We start from the raw sequence: 20,115 nt of genomic DNA, 5'->3' as shown, positions 1-20,115 counted from the left end.
TACCGAAATCGCTATTCCGGTCCGTCCCGGCTAGCCCGCCAGATAGTCGCCCAGGCCCCCGCGCAGCAGGTCGAAACCGGCGTTGGCCGCGGCGACCGCGTCGGGGTGTGCCTCCTCGGCGCTCTGCCCGAGGTGGATGCGCCGGGTGTTCTGCACCTGCAGGGTCCGCAGCAGGGCGTAGAGCTGCCCGGCGGCGAACGGCGCGCGCGGGTCGCCGGGCCGCTCCCGCTCGATGGCCTCGGTCATCGCCCCCTCGGCCGCGATGTGGAACATCAGCAGCCTGGCCGCCAGCGAAGGCGTCTTCCTGAACAGTTGCAGCTGTGCCGTGTAGGCCGGGCTGTCGTCGAGCCCGGTCTCGGGGGCGTGGCGGGCCAGCCGCTCCAGGAACTCGCGGCGCGCCCCCTCGACCAGCGACTCACCCGGCCGCCGGTCGCTCACCAGCTGGGCGATGTCGTTGAAGCCCTCCCCCATCACGTCGAGGACGATGTCCTCTTTCGTGGGGAAGTAGTTGAAGACGGTCATCTTGGAGACACCCGCGCGCTCGGCGATCTCCAGGACCGACACCTCGGCGAATCCACGCTCCGTGAACAGCTCCATCGCCGTGTTGTGGATCTTCTGCCGGGTCTCCCGTTTCTTGCGTTCGCGCAACCCCTCTTCCACAGTGCTCATCCTAACGGAGTTGACTCGGTCTAAACTTTGACCCAGTCTATAAATATGACTCAAGCGCAGAAACGGATCGCCATGATCGGCGTGCTCCTCACGCTCATCCTGGCCGTGCTGGACCAGAACATCGTCGCGACGGCGTCCTGGTCGATCGTCCGCGAGCTCGACCCCGTCCACGGCCTGGAGCGGCTGCCCTGGCTGGTCACCGCCTACTCCCTGGCCGCCACCGCCGCCCTGCCCCTCTACGGCAAGCTGTGCGACGTCTACGGCGCCAAGCACGTCTATCTGGGCGCCGTGGGCCTGTTCCTGACCGGGTCCGCGCTGTGCGCGCTGGCTCAGGACATGGGGCAGCTGATCGCCTTCCGCGCGGTGCAGGGACTCGGCGGCGGCGGCCTGATGAGCGTCACGATGATCGTCGCCGCCCACCTCACCCCGCCCCAGCAGCGCGCCTCGGCCGGCGGCGCGGGCGGCCTCATCGCCGGACTCGGCCTGGTGGCGGGCCCGCTGCTGGGCGGCGTGTTCACCGACCACACCACCTGGCGCTGGATCTTCTACCTCAACCTGCCGGTCGGCCTGTTCGTCCTGGTGTCGGCCGCCATCGCGATCAGGCTCGGCGACGGCGGGCTGCGCCACCGCATCGACTATTTAGGAGCGGGCCTGATCGCGGCGGCGGCCTGCCTGCTGCTGCTGATCGTCGAGTGGGGCGGCAAGACCTACGCCTGGGACTCGGCCACGATCCTGTCGCTGACCGGCCTGGACGTGGTGCTGTTCGCCGCGTTCGCCTGGCGCCAGCTCACCGCGGCGGAGCCGATCCTGCCCTTCTCCCTGTTCCGCCACCCGACGCTCAGGATCGCCCTGCCGCTGCAGCTCCTGACCGGCCTCGGCATGGCGGGCGGCATCTTCTACACCGTCATCTACCTGCAGGCGGTGGCCGGCGTCAAAGCCACCGAGTCGGGGCTGTACCTCATCCCGATGGCGATCGGCATGGTCGTGTCGGGCACGATCTCCGGCGTGCTCATCGGGCGCGGTCGCGACACCAAGCCGTTCCTGATCGCGGGCATGGCCTGCATGACGGCCGCGATGGTGCTGCTGAGCCGCTTGGAGACGGCCACGTCGGCCTGGACGCTGCGCTTGGACCTGTTCGTGATGGGCGTCGGGTTCGGCATGGTGCTGGGCATCGTCGTCATGCTGGTGCAGAACTCGGCACCGCGCTCCCAGCTCGGCGTGGCCACCACGTCGATCCGCTTCGTCCAGGTGCTCGGCTCGGCGCTGGGCGCGGCCACGTTCGGCATCCTGCTGAACCGGGCCACCGAGTCACACCTGCCGCCCGGAACCCGGGCCGGGAGCCTGGCCAGGGCGATGCCGCCGGAGGCGCGTGCGCGGGTGGTGGACGCGCTGCTGTCGGGTGTGCACGTGGTGTTCCTGTCGGCGGCGGGCGTGATGGCCCTCGCCGTACTGCTCGCCCTGTTCCTCAGGACCAGCCCCGCGCTGCCCGCCGACCCGCCCGCCCCGCAACGGGTCGGGGTCTGACCTCCGATACGGCCCACGCGCCTTTACGTTGTAGATCTCAGGTGATGACCCGCAGCGCCCCTGGCTGGATCTCGCACGTGATGGGGCTCGGCCCGATCCGCTCCCCATCGGCGTAGGCCACCACGTCGGGCGCCTCCAGCCGGACGCTCCGCACCCGCCTGACGGACACGGCCTGGTGAGAGACGTGCGAGCCCCGGTAGACGCTCGGGAACACCCGGACGAACTCGGCCGTCGACACCGCCTCCAGGATCATGACGTCGAGCAGCCCGTCGTCGGGCCGGGCATCGGGGCAGACCCGCATCCCGGCGCCGTAGGAGGAGGTGTTGCCCACCGCGACCAGCATGGCCTCCCGCTCGATCGGCTCGCCGTCGTCGAAGGTGACGCGGAAGGGTATCGGCCGGAAGCGCCGCAGCTCCTGGACGGTGGCCAGCAGGTATCTGGCCATCCCCGGCGGCCAGGTGAGCCCGTTGGCCCGCTCGTTCACCCGGGAGTCGAACCCGCAGCACACCACCCCGGCGAACAGCTCCTCGGCCCGGCCCGCGCGGACGCGGGCGGCGTCGACCAGGCGGGAGCGGCCGCGCAGCACCGTACGGGCCGCCGCGATCGGGTCCTTGCGCGGCACGCCCAGGGCGGTGGCGATGTCGTTGCCGGTACCCGCCGGGATGATGCCGAGCGGCACGTCCGTCCCGGCGACGGCCTGCACGGCCAGGTGGACCAGGCCGTCGCCGCCGAAGGCCACCAGGGCGTCCGGGCGCTCGGCCACGGCGGCGCAGGCGCGCTCCAGCGCGTCGGCCGCGCTGTCACCGACGATCACCGACACCTCGGCGCCGCCCGCGCGCAGGCGCCGGGCCACGGGTCCGAGCAGGCGCACCGTCCGGCCGCCTCGGGCGGCGGGGTTGACGAGCAGGACGAGTTGAGGGGCCACGCCCGGAATTTATCGCCTATCGGTCCACTTCGGAATCCTGTTCCAGGGGTGATGCCTCGTCGTCGGACAGGTGGGAGAAGTTCTCGCCGGCGGGCAGTCGCCGCTCGCGCACGTACATGAACAACTCGGCCGCCGCGAACAGGACGATCATGGGTGCGGCCAGGGCCATCATCGCGAACGGATCGCCACCCGGCGTGATCACCGCGCCGAACACGAACATGATGAAGATGACCATGCGCCGGTGCTTGGCCACCGTCGCGTGCGACAGTGCCCCGATGACGTTGAGGAACACCAGGAAGAGCGGCAGCTCGAACGATATCCCGAAGATGGCGATCATGATCAGGACGTAGTCGAGATAGTCGTCGATCCCGATGGTGGCGACCGTGTCGTCGAGCGAGAAGCCCAGCAGGAAGCCCAGGCTGGTGTGCATGATGACGTAGGCCAGCACCGCGCCCAGGGCGAACAGCGGGATCGCCAGGAGCAGGAACACGACCGTGTAGCGCTTCTCGGCGCGATAGAGCGCGGGCGTGACGAACGCCCAGATCTGGTGGAGCCAGACCGGCGAGGCCAGCACCAGGCCGACCATCGCCGACACCTTCAGCGTGATGAAGAACGACTGGAAGATGCCGCTGTAGGTCAGGCTGCAGTGGCCCTTGACAAGTTGCTGCGACTGGATGGTGTCGCAGTAGGGGGCCTTGAGGATCGCCCACACGGGGTCGAAGAAGATCCAGCCGATGACGATGCCGACGACCACCGCGATCGTCGCGATGAGCAGCCGGTTACGCAGCTCCCGCAGGTGATCCATGAGCGGCATGCGGCCCTCGGGATCGCGGGCCGAACCTTCTCCGCTCGACTTCTTGAGCAGCGCCATCTAGCAGTCCCAGGAGTGCGAGGAGGGGCAGGGTCAGGCTTTCTTGTCGGCGCTGGCACGCAGCTTGGCCGCCTGCTCCTCCAACTGGCGAGCCTGCTCCTCCACCGACAGCGCGGGCGCCGCGTGGAGGGGCTGCGGAGGCGCGGGCTGCGGCTGGGCGGGCGTCTGCGCCACCGTCTCGACCGTGGAAGGCCGGTCGTCGTAGTCGTCTTCGCGCAGCTTGGCCGTCTCCGACTTGAAGATGCGCATCGACCTGCCGAGGCCCCTGGCCATCTCCGGCAGCTTCTTAGCACCGAACAGCAGGACGAGCACGCCGGCAATGATCAGAAGCTCAGTGGGTCCGAGGTTTCCCATGAAACGTCCTTTTTGAGCGAGTGCTGTTTCAGCCACGATCGTACGCTGCCGGAGGGTTGGTCTCATCCCCCCGGTGCCGCAATCTGGCCTGCCGCGGCTCGAGCTGCGCCCGCGCCTCGGCTACTTCACTGCTCAGACTACGCGCGGCGGACAGGAGTCGTACACCCGCGACCGCCAGCGCGGCCAGCCCGGCGACGCCGAGCCCGGCCGCCACGAAGATCCAGGTCATGTCCGGTGAGCGTAGCGGCTCAGGGCCCGTTCGGCCTCCTCCCGCACCCGCTCGGCCATCGCGGGCGGCGAGAGCACCCGGCCGGTGTCGCCCAGGCGCAGCGCCAGCTTGAGCAGCCAGTCCTCGTCGCGGGCCCGCAGCGCCACCCGCAGCCGCCCCTCGCCCAGCTCGGTGACCTCCTCGCACGGGTAGTACTCGGCCACCCAGCGCCCGGCGGCGGTCACCTCCAGCTCGACCAGCTCGTCGGTGGGCGAGGGCCGGAACACGCCCTTGGCCACGTCGATCGGCTCGGCCTCGGCGGGCGGGTCGGCGGCCACCTCGAGCACCTCGACGCCGAGCATCCGGTCGAGCCGGAACAGCCGCATCGCCTCGGCCCGGTAGCACCAGCACTCCAGGTAGGTGCGGCCGTCGACGACGACCAGCCGCATGGGGTCGACCTCGCGCGGCGTCACCTCGTCGCGGCCCGGCACGTAGTAGCGCAGCGACAGGCGGCGCCTCCTGGTCAGCCCCTCGCGCACCCGCAGCAGCGCGTCGGGGGTGGCGTCGACGTCGACCGCGACCTGGCTGCTGACGGCCGCCGCGCCCTCGCCGGCGGCCCGCTCCAGCTTGGCGACCACCCGGGGCAGCGCGTCGCCGGGCACCTCGGCCAGCTCCGGCATGGCGGCGAGCATGCGCAGCGCGACCAGCAGCGCGCTGGCCTCGTCGATGCCCAGCCGCAGCGGCCGGGCGATGGTGTCGGCGTTGTCGATGAGGATCTCGCCGCCGTCCCACGACACGTCGATCAGGTCGCCGGGCGTGTGCCCCGGCAGCCCGCACATCCACACCAGCTGCAGGTCGTCGATGAGCTGCTTCTCACTCAGCCCGAACACCCCGGCCACCTCGCCGAGCTGCGCGCCCGGGTGCGACATCAGGTACGGCACGAGCGCGAGCAGCCTCGGCAGCCGGTCGGCGGATCCACTCACGCCAGCGCTCCCTTCAGTCGGCGGATGACGGCCTCGCGGGCGTCGGGCGGCTCGACCACCTCGACGTCGGCGCCCAGGCTGGCCATCCAGCCGGCCAGCCGTTCGGGGTCGGTGAAGCCCAGCTCGACCTCGTCCCACCCGTCCGAGCCCGCGCGCACGGCCGTGGACAGCTGCCGCAGCCCCTCGCAGGCGCCCTCCCGTACGCGGATGACCGCCGTGCGCCCCTCGACCGGCTCCTCGGGGAAGCCGACCATGGCCCGCAGGTCGACGCCGGGCGGCACCTCGACCGAGCCAGGCCGGCCGACGGTGGCGACCTGCCCGGTGATGCGGCTGAGCCGGAAGGCGCGCGGCGCGTCCCGGCCGCGGTCGAACCCGGCGAGGTACCAGCGGCCCCGGCGGCTGACCACGCCCCAGGGCTCGACCGTGCGGCTGCGCACGCTCTCGCTGCCGGCGCTGCGGTAGTCGAAGCGCACCAGGCGGCGGTCGCGTACGGCGTCCCACAGCGCGGGGAAGGCCGGGTCGCGGGTGTCGAGGCGCAGCTCCAGCGCCCCGGCGCCGATGGTCTCGTCGGTGGCCACGCCGCCCGCGCGCAGCTTGAGCAGCGCCCCGGAGGCGGCCTCGGCGAGGCTGGCGCGCTGCCACACCTGCGCGGCCAGGCCGAGCACGGCGGCCTCGTCGGCCTCCAGGGTGATCTCCGGCAGCTCGTAGGACTGGCGCTCGATGCGGTAGCCGGGCTCGTCCTCCCACGGGTCGCGCACCACGTCGATGGGGATGCCGATCTCGCGCAGCTCGTTCTTGTCGCGCTCGAACATCCGCTGGAACGCCTCGTCGCCGTCGCGGTCATAGCCGGGGACGGCCTGGCGAATCTGCTCGGCCGACAAAGGGCGGCGGGTGGCGAGCAGGCAGATCACCAGGTTCAGCAATCGCTCGGTCTTGCGGCGCGACATCCTGCCTCACTCCTCCTTCAACGACGCTACCCTGCCCGAGTGATCAGATGGCGCAAGGGCGAGGTCGTGCGGATCCGGCGCGAGTGGCCGGGAGCCATGGAACTGGACGTCGCCGTCTCCGGAGGGGACCACCAGCCGGGCGTCGAACCCGGCGGGACGTACCGGGCACTGGCCTATCCGCTCCTGGTGGGCCATCCGGAACCCGGCGACGAGGTCCTGCTCAACACGACGGCACTCGCGATGGGTCTCGGTACGGGAGGTTACGCCATGGTGGTGGCAGTCCCGAACCGTTTACCGGAAGATCCGCGAGGACCCGGGCACCTGGTGAAGGCCCGCTACACCCCGTTGCAGGCCACCGTGCTCGGCGCCGACGAGCAGGACTCGCCCTTCCACGAGATTCTGCGCGAGGCCGACTCGGTCGACGGCATGCCGGTGGTGGTCGCCGATCTGCACTCGGCCCTGGCGCCGATCCTGTGCGGCCTGTACGAGGCGCGCCCGGGCGTACGCGTCGCCTACGTGATGCAGGACGGCGGCGCGCTGCCCGCCTGGTTCTCGATGGCCTGCGCGACGTTGCGGGAGATCGGCTGGCTGGCCGGGGTGGTGACGGTGGGACAGGCGTTCGGCGGCGACGTCGAGGCGGTGACCGTCCACACCGGCCTGCTGGCCGCCAGGCACGTGCTGGAGGCCGACGTGGCGATCGTCACACAGGGACCCGGCAACCTCGGCACGGGCACGCGGTGGGGCTTCTCGGGCGTCTCGGCGGGTGAGGCGGTCAACGCCGCCGCGGTGCTGCGCGGCCGCCCGGTGGCGGCGCTGCGGGTGAGCGAGGGCGACCTGCGCGAGCGCCACCTCGGCGTCTCGCACCACTCGCTGACCGCCTACGGCCGCGTCGCGCTGGCTCCGGCGCGGGTGGCGGTGCCGCTGCTGCCCGGCGAGTTCGGGGAGCGGGTCAGGGACCAGGCCGAGCTGCTCGCCGTCCGGCACGAGCTGGTGCCCGTGCCGATCGGCGGCCTGCACGAGGCGCTGCGCGACTCGCCGGTCAGGCTCTCGACGATGGGCCGGCCCCTGGAGGAGGATCTGGCCTACTTCCTGGCCTCGGCCGCGGCGGGCAGGTGCGCGGCCTCGCTGCTGTCGTAGGAGTCCTTGTACGTGAACGCCTCAGGGCTGGGTCCCTCGGCCTTGAGGCGTTCCAGGCGCCGCATGCCCTCGGCGAGGGTCGGGATGTGACCCTCGGGGATCCACCACATCACCATGTACGGCTCGGCCATCCGCAGGAACCACTCCCTGCGGCGGCGCAGCACGTCCAGATGGGCGCTGCGGTAGACGTAGTTCCACAGTGAGTCGAGCGACTCCCACACCGAGAAGTTGAGCAGCAGGTGGTCGCCGTACTCGTGGGTGAGGGTCGCGGTGGGATCCTCGTCGCTCTCTTTCATCCGCCACACGAATCCGGGATAGCCGTCGGCGAGGGTGTTGATGGGCTCCAGCGCGGCGACGAACTCGGCGAGCTCGGGGCTGTCGATCGGGGCGCGCATGTGGGCGATGTTCAGCTCGGCTAGATGCATGACGCTCAGCACACCACCCCTACCTCTTCTATGTCAATCTACTTTTGTTTTAGAAAGGGTCACACAGCACTCGCCGGGCCGCGGATCCAGCCGGGCACGCCCGGGATCGTCGCCGAGCCCTTCGAGCACCCCCTGGCACAGGGCCAGGTTCATGGAGCACACGAGCAGCGGCTGCTCGCGGCTCAGCACGTGGAAGGGGCAGTTGCGCATCCGCAGCGTGCCGCCGTCGGCGTAGGGCTCGTAACCCCGCTCACGCAGCACCGCCTCGACGGGCTCACGCCGCCCCCGGCCCAGCCGCTCCCCCGCCGCGCGCGCCGCCTTCTCGGCCGCCTCCTCGGCGCCGAGCGAGTCGACGACCTCGGCCAGCACCGAGGCCAGCGCCGCGTAGTCGCGCGGCGGCAGACTCACCGACCGCTCTCCCCCGGCCCTGCGGTAGACCTTCGCGGGCCGCCCGCTGCCGGGCCCCTTCTTCTCCTGCTGCCTGAAGGCGCTCTCCAGCAGCCCGGCGTCGACGAGCTTGTCCAGGTGGTGCCCGGCCAGCGTCCTGGACACCCCGGTGAGCTCGGCCGCCTCTCCCCGGCCCAGGTCGCCGCCGCTACGCGCCACGGCCTCGTACAGGCTGCGCCGCACCGGATCGTGCAGCAGCGCCAGGGCCTCGAGGTCGTCATCGCTCACAGCGGGAGTCTAGGCGCCCCTCTCCACCGCGGACCGCACCGCGCTCTCCACCGCGGACCGCACCGCGCTCTCCACCGCGGACCGCACCGTGCTCTCCATCAGAGGCCGCACCCCCTAGGCTTCTCCCCGTGAGTGAACCCTCCCCCCTTCTCGCCGCCTACGAACGCACCAGGTTGCGCGTCCCCGAGCACCCCGCCGACGGGCTCGTGTACGAGATGGACGGCCCGCTGCTGCGCGTCACCGGCAGGTTCCGCGGCTTCGTCGAGGGTCCGCCCGTGCTCGGTGTCGAAGGCGCCCGGCTGGATGAGCTGATCGCCCGCCAGCGCGACCACTTCGCGGCCCGCGGCGAGGCCGTGGAGTGGAAGACCCGCGCCCACGACCTGCCCGCCGACCTGCCGGATCGGCTCGTCCGCGCGGGATTCGCGCCGGAGGAACGGGAGACGGTGCTGGTCGGCGTCGCCAAGGAGATGCTGGACGCGCCGCCCCTGACCGCCGGCGTGTCCATCCGGCAGGTCACCGCCGACGCCGACCTGCGGGCGATCGCCGCCATGGAGTCCGCCGTCTGGGGCGAGGACTGGAGCTGGCTGGGCGAGGACCTGATCCAGCGGGTCACGGCCGATCCGGGCGGCATCGCCGTACTGGTGGCCGAGGCGGACGGCCGGGTCGTCTCGGCCGCCTGGCTGGTGCACATGCCGGGCACCGGCTTCGCCGGGCTCTGGGGCGGCTCCACGCTGCCGGAGTGGCGCGGCCGCGGCATCTACCGCGCCCTGGTCGCCCGGCGCGCCCAGCTCGCCGTGGCGGCCGGGGTGGATTATCTCCAGGTGGACGCCTCGGACGACAGCCGGCCGATCCTGGGGCGTCTGGGCTTCCACACGGTGACCACGACCACGCCGTACGTCTGGACGCCCTGAACCCGTCCCGTTCGCTCCAGCACCCGGCCAGGACCGTCACAGCAGACCGCCAGGACGTCTCAGTAGGCGGCCAGGACGTCCACCACGAAGACCAGCGTGTCGGCGGCGCGGATGCCGAAGGCGGGCTGGCCCGTGGGCCCGTACCCGTAGGCGGGTGGGACGATCATCAGCACGCGGCTGCCGACCGGGACGCCCGCCAGCGCCCGGTCCCAGCCCTTGATCACGCTGCCGTCGCCGATCGTGAACGCCTTCGGCTGCCCAGTGCTCCAGGTGGCGTCGAAGATCCGCCGTTGCCCCCAGATGGCCCCCTCGTACTGGGTGACCAGCAGCTGCCCCGCCCGCGTCCGGCGGCCCGTCCCCTTGGTCAGCACCTTGGCGGTGAAGCGGCGGGGTGGCGCGCTCGCGGGCACCGAGAGCCCCGGCCGGGCGCCGCCGGTCACCCGTACGCCCGCCAGCGACCCGCCCCGCCCCTTGACCGAGGCGTTCTTCGGGTACGCGCCGAGGATGTCGATCACGTAGAACAGGTCGTCGCCCGAGCCGACCCCCTGCGGGGGGTTCGCGCCGAAGCCGTCGGCCGGCGGGATGGCGGCGATCACCCTGCTGCCCACCTTGCGGCCCCGCAACGCCAGGTCCAGGCCGGGCATCAGCCGGCCGACCGGGAAGGCGGCGGGGGCGCCGCGGTTGAAGCTGGAGTCGACGAGCCGGTTCTCCCCGCCGTCCCAGACGTGCGCGGTGTACTGGACGATCGCCACGTCGTCCTTGCCCAGCGGCGCGCCCTTGCCCTCGGCGAGCTGGTCGACCTGCAGCCCCGCCGCCGGCTTGCCGGCCGGGAAGACGATCGTCGGCTTGGCGCCGAACCGGCCGCCCACCTTCAGCTCCGGATCGCCCGTCTCGGTGCCGGTGCAGGCCGCCAGCATGACCAGCGGTAACAGCAGCACGACGGTACGGCGGCGCATCGGACCCCTCCCGAGCGGGCGGCCCGGCGACGGTGTCGTCGCCGGGCCCGGAGATGCTACCGCGTTATCAGATCACCCGTCAGTAAGCCGACAGAACGTCCACCACGAACACCAGGGTGCTGTTGGCCGGGATGCCGTTCTGCTCCTGCTTGCCGTAGCCGAGGTCCGGCGGGATGCTCATCACGACCCGGCTGCCGACCGGAACCCCGGCCAGGCCCTTCTGCCAGCCCTGGATCACGTTCGCGAGCGGGAACGAGGCCGGCTCACCCTTGGTCCAGCTGGAGTCGAACACCTTGTCGGTGCCCCAGATCTTGCCCGTGTAGTGGGCGACCACGGTCTGGCCCTGCTTGACCTTCGCGCCGGTGCCCTGGATCACGGTCTTGACCACGAGGTCCTTGGACGGCTTGTCCTTGGTCTTGGTGGTCAGCTCGGGCGCCTTGTCACCGCCCGGGTTGACGACCTTGACGCCCTTGATGCTCTCGCCGACCTCCTTGCCGGTGGCCGCCTTCAGCGCCGCGGGCGGCGCCCCGACCACGTCCACGACGAACACCTTCGTCGGCTGCGGCACCTGGTTCGGCTGCGCCTGCTGAGCGGCGTCGGCGGCCAGCACGGCCAGCACCCGGCCGCCGTGCTTGACCTTGGCGAAGCCGTCCTGCAGCACCTGCGGCAGCTGCTGGTCGACCGCGATGGTCTCCGGCGCCTTGGAGTCGTAGGAGGAGCCTTGGAAGGCGTTCTGCTTGCCGTCCCAGTTGTAGACGGTCAGGTTGATGATGATCTTGTCGCCGCTCTTCACCTGCGGGCCCGTGCCAGGGGTCAGCACCTCGTACGAGGACTTGGTGGCGGGCGAGCCGGCGGGGAAGGTCACCGTGGGCTTGGCGCCCACATTGCCGGTGACCTGCACCTTGCCCGGAGCGCTGCTCGCGGTGGCGGCGGCCCCGTTGGCACCCGAGTCGGAGCCGCCGCACGCGGCGGCGAAGAAGATCAAAGGCACGGCGGCCAGAGCGGCCAGAGCGCGGCGCATGGATTTCCCTCGGAAAGACGTCAGATTCGCGTCACCCTATCCGACATCGAAGTAGGGCCGGGGTAAACCAGTTGCTACATTCCAGCGATGAGCTTGTCCACTCGCTCGTCGACGCTGCGGAACGGGTCCTTGCACAGCACCGTGCGCTGCGCCTGGTCGTTCAGCTTGAGATGCACCCAGTCGACGGTGAAGTCGCGCCGCTTCTCCTGCGCCTTGCGGATGAACTCGCCCCGCAACCGTGCCCTGGTCGTCTGCGGCGGCACCGACTTGGCCTCGAAGATCTTCAGGTCCGAGGCCACCCGCTCCACCGAGCCGCGCTTCTGCAGCAGGTAGAACAGGCCGCGCTTGCGGTGCACGTCGTGGTAGGCCAGGTCGAGCTGCGCCACCCTCGGCGACGACAGCGGCAGGTCGTACTTCTTGCGGTAACGCTCGATGAGCTGGTATTTCGTCACCCAGTCGATCTCGCGCGCCACCAGGTCGAGGTTGCCGGTCTCGACCGCGTGCAGCGTCCGCTCCCACAGCTCCAGCACCCGGCGGGCGATCGGGTCGCCGCCCCGCCGGTCGACGAAGTCCTTGGCCTTGGACAGGTATTCCTGCTGGATCTCCAGGCTCGACGCCTCACGGCCGTTGGCCAGCCGCACCCGGCGCCGCCCGGTCATGTCGTGCGACACCTCGCGGATGGCCCTGATCGGGTTCTCCAGCGACAGGTCGCGCATCACCGTGCCCGCCTCGATCATGCGCAGCACCAGGTCGGTGGCGCCGACCTTGAGCAGCATGGTGGCCTCGCTCATGTTCGAGTCGCCGACGATGACGTGCAGGCGGCGGAACCGCTCGGCGTCGGCGTGCGGCTCGTCTCGCGTGTTGATGATCGGCCTGGAGCGGGTCGTCGCCGAGGAGACGCCTTCCCAGATGTGCTCGGCCCGCTGCGACACGCAGTAGACCGCGCCGCGCGGCGTCTGCAGCACCTTGCCCGCGCCGCAGATGATCTGCCGGGTGACCAGGAACGGGATCAGTACGTCGGCCAGCCTGCCGAACTCGCCGTGCCTGCCGACCAGGTAGTTCTCGTGACAGCCGTAGGAGTTTCCCGCGGAGTCGGTGTTGTTCTTGAAGAGGTAGATGTCACCGGCGATGCCCTCTTCGCGCAGCCGCTTCTCGGCGTCGACGAGGAGTCCCTCGAGGATGCGCTCGCCGGCCTTGTCGTGGGTGACGAGTTCGATGACGTTGTCACACTCGGGTGTTGCGTATTCAGGATGGCTGCCCACGTCGAGGTAAAGACGTGCGCCGTTGCGGAGGAAGACGTTGCTCGATCGGCCCCAGGACACGACCCGCCGGAACAGGTAGCGCGCGACCTCGTCGGGGGACAGCCTGCGCTGTCCCCTGAACGTGCAGGTCACGCCGTACTCGTTCTCCAGCCCGAAGATGCGACGATCCATCACCTCACACTATGCCCACGGATCGTCAAGCGGGAGGGATCTTCCCCGTGTTTCCCTCGCGCGCTCTCGTCCGTCTCGCGAGGCGGCCCCCGCCGGATGGTCATCCCTCGGGGGGATCCCCAGCTCAGTGGCGTCTTTTCCGCTCGTACGGCCGCTTGGGGCGTCAGGGGGTGTAGATCTCCTGGACCTGGACGATCTCGCCCTTGTAGACGGTGATCAGCGACGGGTGGGCGTTGCTCTTGTGCCGCTTGATCAGGACGGACCGCGAGCAGCGCTTGGCGCCGAGCGCGTCCTTCTTGCCGACCGTGAGGTCGCCTTCGGCCACCTTGCAGCCGAATGCCGAAAGGAACACCACGTTCTTGGCGATCCGCGAGGAGTAGGCCATAGAGTCACCCTCGGGCGGGGTGACGAACTGCCCCTCCGTCATGGTGCCCTTCTTCCACTTGACCGGCGTGTACTCGGCGGTGTCGCCGCTGAGGTGCGTGATCAGGCCGCGCAGGATGCCGTCGTGGCGAGGGGAGATGTGCTTGGTGAAGTCGTGCTTCGGGTCGGCCTGGAAGGTCGTGCCGAAGGTCTTGGGCGCCTTGAACTTGGGCAAGCCCGTGGTGGCGGCGTTCGCGGCGGTGGCGGCCGTGAGGACGACGGTCGCGGCGGCGGCGCCCGCGAGGAGGGTACGCATTGGGTTCTTCACGCCTTCTGAGATCCTCGTTCCCGCTCGGCGGTTCGCCCAAATACGTGTGAACCAGGTCACACTCCCCCAGGGCTCGCGGGCCGTCTAGTAGTGACGACCGGCCCGCTGTCAGCTGGGCGCTCGCGACGGCGACCGGCCCGCTGTCCAGCTGGGCGGACACCGGCCCTGTGCGGCAAAAAAGCTCGGACGGGCGAAGAACGCCCGCCCGAGCAGGACGAGATCAGAGCACCCGAGCCGCGCACAACCGGAGCGGCGGCCATGACCGGCCGCATGCCCGGAGGCGAGGCCTAGAGCGGCGGCGAGCCGTCGTCGACGTCGCCCTCAGGGCCGGTCGGGGGTGGCGTGTCGGAGCCGGCGTCGGATTCGAGCGGAGAGCCGCCGGCGGCGGGCGGAGTGGCGGTGGGCGGGGCGGCGGCGAGGAGACGCTCCAGGCGCGGCCCCGCCAGCCGCTGGAACTTGCGGTGCTCGCGGTTGCGGTCCAGCACCGCCACCTCAAGCTGCCCCACCGGCGGACGCTCCCCACCGGGCTCCGTGAGCGCCGTCAGCGCCACCTCCAGCGCGGCGGCCAGCGGCATGGCCTCCCGGTAGCCCTCCTTCAGCCGCGTCGCCACCGCCTCCGCCTGACCGCCCATCGCCGCGAAGCCGTGCTCGTCGAAGACGGACCCGTCGAACGTCAGCCGGTAGATCGCGTCACCCTCCGGCGTGTCGCCCACCTCGGCCACCACGACCTCCACCTCGAGCGACTTGATCGACTCGGTGAAGATGCGGCCCAGGTTGGAGGCGTAGAGGTTGGCCAGCCCGCGACCCGTCACATCGGAGCGGTCGTAGGTGTAACCGTTGATGTCGGCGTAGCGGATGCCGCCCAGCCGGAGCTCCTCGAACTCGTTGTAACGGCCCACCGCCGCGAACCCGATGCGGTCGTAGATCTCACTGACCTTGTGCAGCGCCCGCGACGGGTTGGGCGCGACGAACAGGATGCCGTCCTCGTACTGCAGCACGACGACGCTGCGGCCCCGCGCGATGCCTTTGCGCGCGTAGTCGGCCTTGTCCCGCATGATCTGCTCAGGGGACGCATATCCAAAAGGCATGGACACGGATGGGGTCCTTTCTAGCGCAGCGGGGCGATGGGGCCGTCAGGGGAGATGAGGCGCAGTTCGAGCATCTGCTCGACGTAGCCGGCCACCTCGTCGTCCGACAGCCGGCGGAAACCGTCGGCGTCGATCACCGAGACGATCGGCCAGATCTTCCGCGTCACATCGGGCCCGCCGGTGGCCGAATCGTCGTCCGCCGCGTCGTACAGCGCCTGGATCAACGCCATCACCGTGTCGTCCGCCGACGCCCCATCGCGGTAGAGCTTCTTCAACGCCCCCCGCGCGAAGATCGAGCCGGAGCCGATCGCGTCGAACCGGTCACGCTCGTAGGGGCCGCCCGCCACGTCGTAGCTGAAGATCCGCCCGCCGTCGCGCTCGGCGTCATAGGCGGCGAACAGCGGCACCACCACCAGCCCCTGCATCGCCATGCCGAGATTGCCGCGGATCATCGCGGCCAGCCGGTTGGCCTTGCCGTTGACCGATAGCGTGCGGCCCTCCAGCTTCTCGTAGTGCTCCAGCTCGACCCGGTAGAGCCTGGCCATCTCGATGCCCGTGCTGGCCGTGCCGGCGATGCCCATGCACGAATAATCGTCGGTCCTGAACACCTTCTCCACGTCACGCTGAGAAATGATGTTGCCGGACGTCGCCCGCCGGTCGCCCGCCATGACCACGCCACCCGCGAACGTGGCGGCGACGATCGTGGTCGCGTGCGGAACCTGGTCGCCGATCGGCGTGGCCAGAATCTCACCACGCACCGGAAGCAGCCCTGGTGCGCGCGAACCGACGAACTCGGTGAACGAGGAACTTCCGGTGTTGTGGAAAAGCTGGTCCATCAAGCCGACGGGCAGATCCCTGTGCGATGCCACGCGACTCCCTCCCAAACGTCACTGTCCCTAAAGGGGACCCTACTCATGTTGCGTCGCTGTCTGCACTTCCCACGATCAGCCCACGGCGAACCGGTCACCAGATCGTTTCTTTACGCCCAGAAGAGGCCGTGCGACTGTCGGTATGTCTGCACGTCCTGAACAGGAGGCCGACATGCGGCTCCCCAGCCGACCTGCGGTGATCGCGGCCCTCGCCATCGTGGCACTCAGCTCCTGCGGGACCGGCGCGCCCGCCGGAGGGGCGGACGTCACCCTCGTCATCGCCGCCAACTCCATCTCCGGCGGCAAGAACGCCGAGTCCGCCGACTGGATCAAGCGGTGGGTCATCCCCGGCTTCGAGCGGACCCACCACGACGTCAAGGTGCTCTTCCAGCCCAGCGGCGTCGACGACGAGCAGTACAAGACCATGATCGCGCTCGACCTCAAGTCCAAGGCCGGAGCCGACATCATCGACCTCGACGGCATCTGGGTCGGCGAGTTCGCCCAGGCCGGCTACATCAAGCCGCTCGTCGAGGTGGGCGGGCCCGCTGTCGACTCCTGGGAGGGCTGGTCGCAGATCCCCCAGGCCGTACAGGGGCTCGGCGTCTTCGACGGCAAGAAGTACGGCCTGCCCCAGGGCACCGACGGCCGCGTCCTGTTCTACAACAAGACCCTGTTCAAGAAGGCCGGCCTGCCCGACCCGTGGCAGCCGACGAACTGGGAGGAGATCCTGACGGCCGGCGCCAGGCTGAAGGCCGCCGGCGTGCCCAACCCCATCCAGATCAACGCCGGCACCGCGATGGGCGAGGCCACCACCATGCAGGGCGTACTCCCCCTCCTGGCCGCCGCCGGATCCGAGATCTACGCCGACGGCAAGTGGACCGGCGCCACCCGGGCCATGAAGGACGTCCTCGGCTTCTACCAGCGGCTCTACACCTCCGGGCTCAGCGACCCCAAACTGCAGCAGGAGGCCAAGGGCCGCGACAAGTCCTTCGCCCAGTTCGCCGCCGGCAAGATCGGCATTCTGGCCGAGAGCGACTACTTCTGGCGATCCGTCATCGAGCCGAAGACCGGGGTCGCCCCCATGGCGGACCGCGACTCGGCCGTCGGCTACGCCGAGATCCCCGCCGAGAACCCCGGCGGCGCCATCCGCGGCCAGGACTTCGCCAGCATGTCGGGCGGCGCCGTACGCGTGCTGAACCCGTTCTCCAAGAACCCCAGGCTGGCCTGGGAACTGCTCGCGTTCATGCACTCCGCCGCGGCCACCAAGTCACAGCTGGCCGGGCAAGCCCGGATCAGCTCCCGCGGCGATGTCAACAGCGAGGTCCTCACCGCCGACCCGATGCTGAAGTACATCGCCGACAAGGTGCTGCCCATCACCGCCTACCGCCCCGGCCTCGCCGTCTACCCGCAGGTCTCCGTCGCCCTGCAGGAGGCCACCGCGGCGATCGTCAGCGGCAAGAGCGCCGACGAGGCGGCCACCACGTACCAGACCGAACTGGAGGGCCTGGTCGGCGGCGCGGACCACGTCACCGGGTGAGAGAGCGCCATGAACCGTGAGGGAGCGCCTGTGCCTGGACTGAGGAACGCAGGGAGCGAAGCGACCGGAGAGACGAGGGAAGGCACAGGATCCCAGCGACCGAACCGCGATCCGAAGGGTCGCCATGAACGCTGACGCGGCGGGGCTGGGCAGGGCCAGGGCGGCCGGGTTCGTCCTGCCCGCCCTCGTCCTCATCGGCGTCTTCCTCGTCTTCCCCGCCCTCTGGACGATCTACCTCGGGCTCACCGACTATCGCCTCACCGGCCTGGCCGCCGCCGATCCCCAGGTCGTCGGCCTGGACAACTACACCACCACCCTGACCGACCCGCGCTTCCTCAGCTCGCTGTGGCTCACCGTCGTCTACGTCGGCGGCTCGGCCGTCCTCGGCCAGGCCGGGCTCGGCTTCACCCTCGCCTGGCTGCTGCGCACCCGCCGCGGGCCGCTACGACGGGCCGTCGAAGGCGTCGTACTGCTGTCGTGGATCCTGCCCAGCACGGTCGTCGGCTTCCTCTGGTTCGCCCTGCTCGACCGCGACGACGGCACGCTCAACGCGCTCCTGCGCACGCCCGGCCTGGGCTGGCTGCTGGACTACCCGCTGCCGTCCATCATCGTCTTCAACATCTGGCGCGGCACCGCCTTCTCGATGATGCTGTACGCCGCAGCGCTGGAGAACGTGCCACCCTCACACCTCGAGACCGCCCGCCTGGCCGGCGCCTCCGTGCCGCAGCAGCTGCGCGACGTCGTCTTCCCGCTCATCAGGCGGCACGTACTGACGAACCTGCTGCTGATCAGCCTCTGGACGTTCAACGACTTCACCCCGTTCGTCCTCACCGGCGGCGGGCCGGAAGGACGCTCGGAGATCCTGCCCGTCTACGTCTACAACATCGCCCTCAAAGGCGGCGAACTCGGCGTGGGCGCCGCCGTGTCCTTCCTCATCCTGCTCATCAACCTCGTCTTCGCCCTGGCGTACCTGCGGCTGCTGCGCGGCCGGCGCCGCGCGGCGGCAAGGCCACCGGCATGATCCGGCACACCATCGGACGGCTCGCCGCCACCGTGTTCATCGCCGTCGTCCTGGCCTTCTTCGCGCTGCCCATGCTCTGGCTGGCCAGCGCGCCCTTCGACGCCAGCCCGGCGATCACCACCTCCATCCCGGACTTCACCCTGCGCAACTTCGCCGCCATCCTGGACAACCCCTACGCGCTCGGCTCCATCCGCAACTCCCTCATCCAGGGCGGCGGCGCCGCCGCGCTCGTCGTCGTCCTGGCCGCCCTCGCCGCCTACGCCCTGTCCAGGGTCCGCGTCCCCGGCCGCGACGTGCTGCTCTATCTGCTCCTGCTGCTGTCGTCCGTCGTCACCGGCACCGCCGCCATGGTGCCCATCTTCGAACTCGCCACCAGACTCGACCTCATCGACACCCACCTCGGCGTCATCCTCGTCGTCTCCGGCGGCCTGCTGCCTGCCGCGATCTTCATCCTCAAGGACTTCATGGACGAGACGCCGACCACCTACGAGGAGTCGGCGCGCGTCTTCGGCGCCTCATCCCTGCAGATCCTGCGGCACATCGTGATCCCGCTGGTGCGGCCCGGCCTGGCCACCATCGCCGTCTGGGCGCTGGCCAGCGTGTGGGGCGGATTCCTGTTCCAGTTCATCCTGCTGCGCGACCCCGCCAAGGCCCCCGGCTCGGTGATCCTCTACACCCTCTACACCGAGGGCGGCTCGCCCAGACTCGAGCTCATCTCCACCTTCTCGCTGCTCTACTCGCTCCCGGTCGTGGCGATGTACCTGTTCGTCTCCCAGCGGTACGGCTTCCGCTTCCACGGAGGGATCAAACGGTGATCTCGCTGCACGGCCTCACCAAGGTGTTCCCCGGCGGAGTGCGCGCCCTCGACGGTCTCGACCTCACCATCGCCGACGGCGAGTTCTTCGCTCTGCTCGGCCCGTCGGGCTGCGGCAAGACCACCCTCCTGCGCACCATCGCCGGCCTGGAGACCCCCACCTCCGGCAGCGTGCACATCAACGCCATCGACGTCACCACGCTGCCGCCAGGCCGCCGCGACGTCGCCATGGTCTTCCAGGACTACGCCCTCTTCCCCCACATGACCGTCGCCGACAACATCGCCTACCCCCTGCGCATCAAGAAGGTCCCCCGCCCGGAACGCGCCACCAGAGCCGCCGAGGTCGCCCGGCGCCTCAGCCTGCCCGGCCTCCTCCACCGCCGCCCCGCCCAGCTGTCCGGCGGCCAGCAGCAACGCGTCGCGCTCGCCCGCGCCATCGCCTGCCGCCCCACCGCGTTCCTGTTCGACGAGCCCCTGTCCAACCTCGACGCCCGGCTCCGCCTCGAAGCCCGCACCTTCCTCAAACGCCTGCAGCGCGAACTCGCCGTCACCACCGTCTTCGTCACCCACGACCAGGCCGAAGCCCTCGCCCTGGCCGACCGCATCGCCGTCATGTCCCACGGCCGGATGATCCAGGTCGGCACCCCCGCCGAGGTGTTCCAGCGCCCCGCCACCCCCTTCGTGGCCGCCTTCATCGGCTCCACCCCCATGAACCTGCTGCCCGGCCACATCACCTCCGGCACCCTCCACGTCGCCGGCGCCACCCTCCCCGCCCCCGCGGGCATCGCCGACGGGGATCTCGTGTACGGAGCGCGGCCCGAATATCTGGAACTCCTGCTCCAAGCCCGCCCCGACGCCTTCCCCGGCACCGTCTCCGTCCTGGAGAACCTCGGCACCAGCACCCTGGTCACCCTCGAGACGGACGACACCCTCATCCAGGCCGTCGTCCCCGAAGGCGACGAACCTCCCGTCGGCACCCCCGCCTGGGCACTCCCCCGCCGCTCCCTCCTCTACCGCGACGGCCGCCTACTCTGAGAGAGGCGTCCACCGGGGTCT

Annotated in this window: 22 protein-coding genes; 7 read left to right on the top strand and 15 right to left on the bottom strand. The window is 70.4% G+C overall.

The genetic code is table 11. The features are described from left to right. Positions 1 to 30 precede the first annotated feature (30 nt). Positions 31 to 669: a TetR family transcriptional regulator gene (locus AB0B61_RS43900; protein ID WP_358445640.1), complete on the bottom strand. Its 639-nt coding sequence runs from the start codon at positions 667 to 669 to the stop codon at positions 31 to 33. Positions 670 to 714: 45 nt separating this feature from the next. On the opposite strand from AB0B61_RS43900, the gene AB0B61_RS43895 reads away from it, so the two are divergent. After that, positions 715 to 2,193, top strand: coding sequence for an MDR family MFS transporter (locus tag AB0B61_RS43895; protein WP_358445637.1), 1,479 nt, complete (start codon positions 715 to 717; stop codon positions 2,191 to 2,193). A 37-nt stretch (positions 2,194 to 2,230) separates the two neighbouring features. Here the strand turns inward: AB0B61_RS43895 and AB0B61_RS43890 are convergent, their stop codons facing one another. Genes AB0B61_RS43890 through AB0B61_RS43865 form a run of 6 tightly spaced genes read right to left on the bottom strand, consistent with a single transcriptional unit; the run spans position 2,231 to position 6,481 of the window. Beyond that, positions 2,231 to 3,118, bottom strand: a complete 888-nt coding sequence (locus tag AB0B61_RS43890) for a YegS/Rv2252/BmrU family lipid kinase (RefSeq protein WP_358445634.1) — start codon at positions 3,116 to 3,118, stop codon at positions 2,231 to 2,233. Between the two features lie 16 nt (positions 3,119 to 3,134). Further along, on the bottom strand, positions 3,135 to 3,989 hold the full coding sequence (tatC, locus tag AB0B61_RS43885; protein WP_358445631.1) for a twin-arginine translocase subunit TatC: 855 nt from the start codon (positions 3,987 to 3,989) through the stop codon (positions 3,135 to 3,137). Positions 3,990 to 4,022: 33 nt separating this feature from the next. Further along, a complete protein-coding gene (tatA, locus tag AB0B61_RS43880; protein ID WP_358445628.1) occupies positions 4,023 to 4,343 on the bottom strand; it encodes a Sec-independent protein translocase subunit TatA in 321 nt (106 codons plus the stop codon). A 28-nt stretch (positions 4,344 to 4,371) separates the two neighbouring features. Next, positions 4,372 to 4,572 (bottom strand): hypothetical protein, encoded by a 201-nt coding sequence (locus AB0B61_RS43875; RefSeq protein ID WP_358445626.1) that lies wholly within the window; start codon positions 4,570 to 4,572, stop codon positions 4,372 to 4,374. Continuing rightward, positions 4,569 to 5,534 carry a WYL domain-containing protein gene (locus AB0B61_RS43870; protein WP_358445623.1) on the bottom strand — a complete coding sequence of 322 codons (966 nt, stop codon included), beginning with the start codon at positions 5,532 to 5,534 and terminating at the stop codon, positions 4,569 to 4,571. Before AB0B61_RS43870 ends, AB0B61_RS43875 begins: the two co-directional genes overlap by 4 nt. After that, positions 5,531 to 6,481 carry a WYL domain-containing protein gene (locus AB0B61_RS43865; protein WP_358445620.1) on the bottom strand — a complete coding sequence of 317 codons (951 nt, stop codon included), beginning with the start codon at positions 6,479 to 6,481 and terminating at the stop codon, positions 5,531 to 5,533. Before AB0B61_RS43865 ends, AB0B61_RS43870 begins: the two co-directional genes overlap by 4 nt. A 39-nt stretch (positions 6,482 to 6,520) precedes the next feature. On the opposite strand from AB0B61_RS43865, the gene AB0B61_RS43860 reads away from it, so the two are divergent. Then, positions 6,521 to 7,618 carry a DUF3866 family protein gene (locus AB0B61_RS43860; RefSeq protein WP_358445618.1) on the top strand — a complete coding sequence of 366 codons (1,098 nt, stop codon included), beginning with the start codon at positions 6,521 to 6,523 and terminating at the stop codon, positions 7,616 to 7,618. On the opposite strand, the gene AB0B61_RS43855 is transcribed toward AB0B61_RS43860, so the two are convergent. Both AB0B61_RS43855 and AB0B61_RS43850 read right to left on the bottom strand, forming a co-directional pair. Beyond that, positions 7,564 to 8,043, bottom strand: a complete 480-nt coding sequence (locus tag AB0B61_RS43855) for a DUF3291 domain-containing protein (protein ID WP_358445615.1) — start codon at positions 8,041 to 8,043, stop codon at positions 7,564 to 7,566. The genes AB0B61_RS43860 and AB0B61_RS43855 overlap by 55 nt on opposite strands. A 33-nt stretch (positions 8,044 to 8,076) precedes the next feature. After that, positions 8,077 to 8,718 carry a helix-turn-helix domain-containing protein gene (locus AB0B61_RS43850; protein ID WP_358445613.1) on the bottom strand — a complete coding sequence of 214 codons (642 nt, stop codon included), beginning with the start codon at positions 8,716 to 8,718 and terminating at the stop codon, positions 8,077 to 8,079. A gap of 128 nt (positions 8,719 to 8,846) precedes the next feature. On the opposite strand from AB0B61_RS43850, the gene AB0B61_RS43845 reads away from it, so the two are divergent. Continuing rightward, complete coding sequence (locus AB0B61_RS43845; RefSeq protein WP_358445610.1) at positions 8,847 to 9,629, top strand: GNAT family N-acetyltransferase; 783 nt, start codon at positions 8,847 to 8,849, stop codon at positions 9,627 to 9,629. A gap of 59 nt (positions 9,630 to 9,688) precedes the next feature. Here the strand turns inward: AB0B61_RS43845 and AB0B61_RS43840 are convergent, their stop codons facing one another. The 6 genes from AB0B61_RS43840 to prcB form a co-directional block, all read right to left on the bottom strand. Next, positions 9,689 to 10,585, bottom strand: coding sequence for an FKBP-type peptidyl-prolyl cis-trans isomerase (locus tag AB0B61_RS43840; protein WP_358445607.1), 897 nt, complete (start codon positions 10,583 to 10,585; stop codon positions 9,689 to 9,691). Positions 10,586 to 10,664: 79 nt separating this feature from the next. After that, positions 10,665 to 11,606 (bottom strand): FKBP-type peptidyl-prolyl cis-trans isomerase, encoded by a 942-nt coding sequence (locus AB0B61_RS43835; RefSeq protein WP_358445605.1) that lies wholly within the window; start codon positions 11,604 to 11,606, stop codon positions 10,665 to 10,667. A 74-nt stretch (positions 11,607 to 11,680) separates the two neighbouring features. Beyond that, positions 11,681 to 13,039 carry a Pup--protein ligase gene (gene pafA / locus AB0B61_RS43830; protein WP_357649547.1) on the bottom strand — a complete coding sequence of 453 codons (1,359 nt, stop codon included), beginning with the start codon at positions 13,037 to 13,039 and terminating at the stop codon, positions 11,681 to 11,683. Between the two features lie 163 nt (positions 13,040 to 13,202). After that, positions 13,203 to 13,730, bottom strand: coding sequence for a hypothetical protein (locus tag AB0B61_RS43825; protein ID WP_358445602.1), 528 nt, complete (start codon positions 13,728 to 13,730; stop codon positions 13,203 to 13,205). A 287-nt stretch (positions 13,731 to 14,017) separates the two neighbouring features. Continuing rightward, positions 14,018 to 14,818 (bottom strand): proteasome subunit alpha, encoded by an 801-nt coding sequence (gene prcA / locus AB0B61_RS43820; protein WP_358445660.1) that lies wholly within the window; start codon positions 14,816 to 14,818, stop codon positions 14,018 to 14,020. Between the two features lie 20 nt (positions 14,819 to 14,838). Continuing rightward, the gene (gene prcB, locus AB0B61_RS43815) at positions 14,839 to 15,654 is read right to left on the bottom strand and encodes a proteasome subunit beta (RefSeq protein ID WP_358445657.1); all 816 of its coding nucleotides are present in this window, start codon (positions 15,652 to 15,654) and stop codon (positions 14,839 to 14,841) included. A 205-nt stretch (positions 15,655 to 15,859) separates the two neighbouring features. Here prcB and AB0B61_RS43810 point away from each other — a divergent pair, with 205 nt between their 5' ends. From AB0B61_RS43810 to AB0B61_RS43795, 4 genes are all read left to right on the top strand, one after another. Next, a complete protein-coding gene (locus tag AB0B61_RS43810) occupies positions 15,860 to 17,224 on the top strand; it encodes an extracellular solute-binding protein (RefSeq protein WP_358445599.1) in 1,365 nt (454 codons plus the stop codon). Positions 17,225 to 17,348: 124 nt separating this feature from the next. Continuing rightward, on the top strand, positions 17,349 to 18,245 hold the full coding sequence (locus AB0B61_RS43805) for a sugar ABC transporter permease (RefSeq protein ID WP_358445597.1): 897 nt from the start codon (positions 17,349 to 17,351) through the stop codon (positions 18,243 to 18,245). Continuing rightward, positions 18,242 to 19,060, top strand: a complete 819-nt coding sequence (locus AB0B61_RS43800) for a carbohydrate ABC transporter permease (protein ID WP_358445594.1) — start codon at positions 18,242 to 18,244, stop codon at positions 19,058 to 19,060. Before AB0B61_RS43805 ends, AB0B61_RS43800 begins: the two co-directional genes overlap by 4 nt. Then, positions 19,057 to 20,094, top strand: coding sequence for an ABC transporter ATP-binding protein (locus AB0B61_RS43795; RefSeq protein WP_358445591.1), 1,038 nt, complete (start codon positions 19,057 to 19,059; stop codon positions 20,092 to 20,094). The genes AB0B61_RS43800 and AB0B61_RS43795 overlap by 4 nt, the downstream gene beginning before the upstream one ends. Positions 20,095 to 20,115: the final 21 nt, after the last annotated feature.

Source organism: Nonomuraea sp. NPDC049158 (assembly GCF_040648335.1).
In the GTDB taxonomy this organism is placed as follows: domain Bacteria; phylum Actinomycetota; class Actinomycetes; order Streptosporangiales; family Streptosporangiaceae; genus Nonomuraea.
Note: the sequence above shows the minus strand (reverse complement) of the source record. Positions and strands in the feature narration are given on the sequence as shown.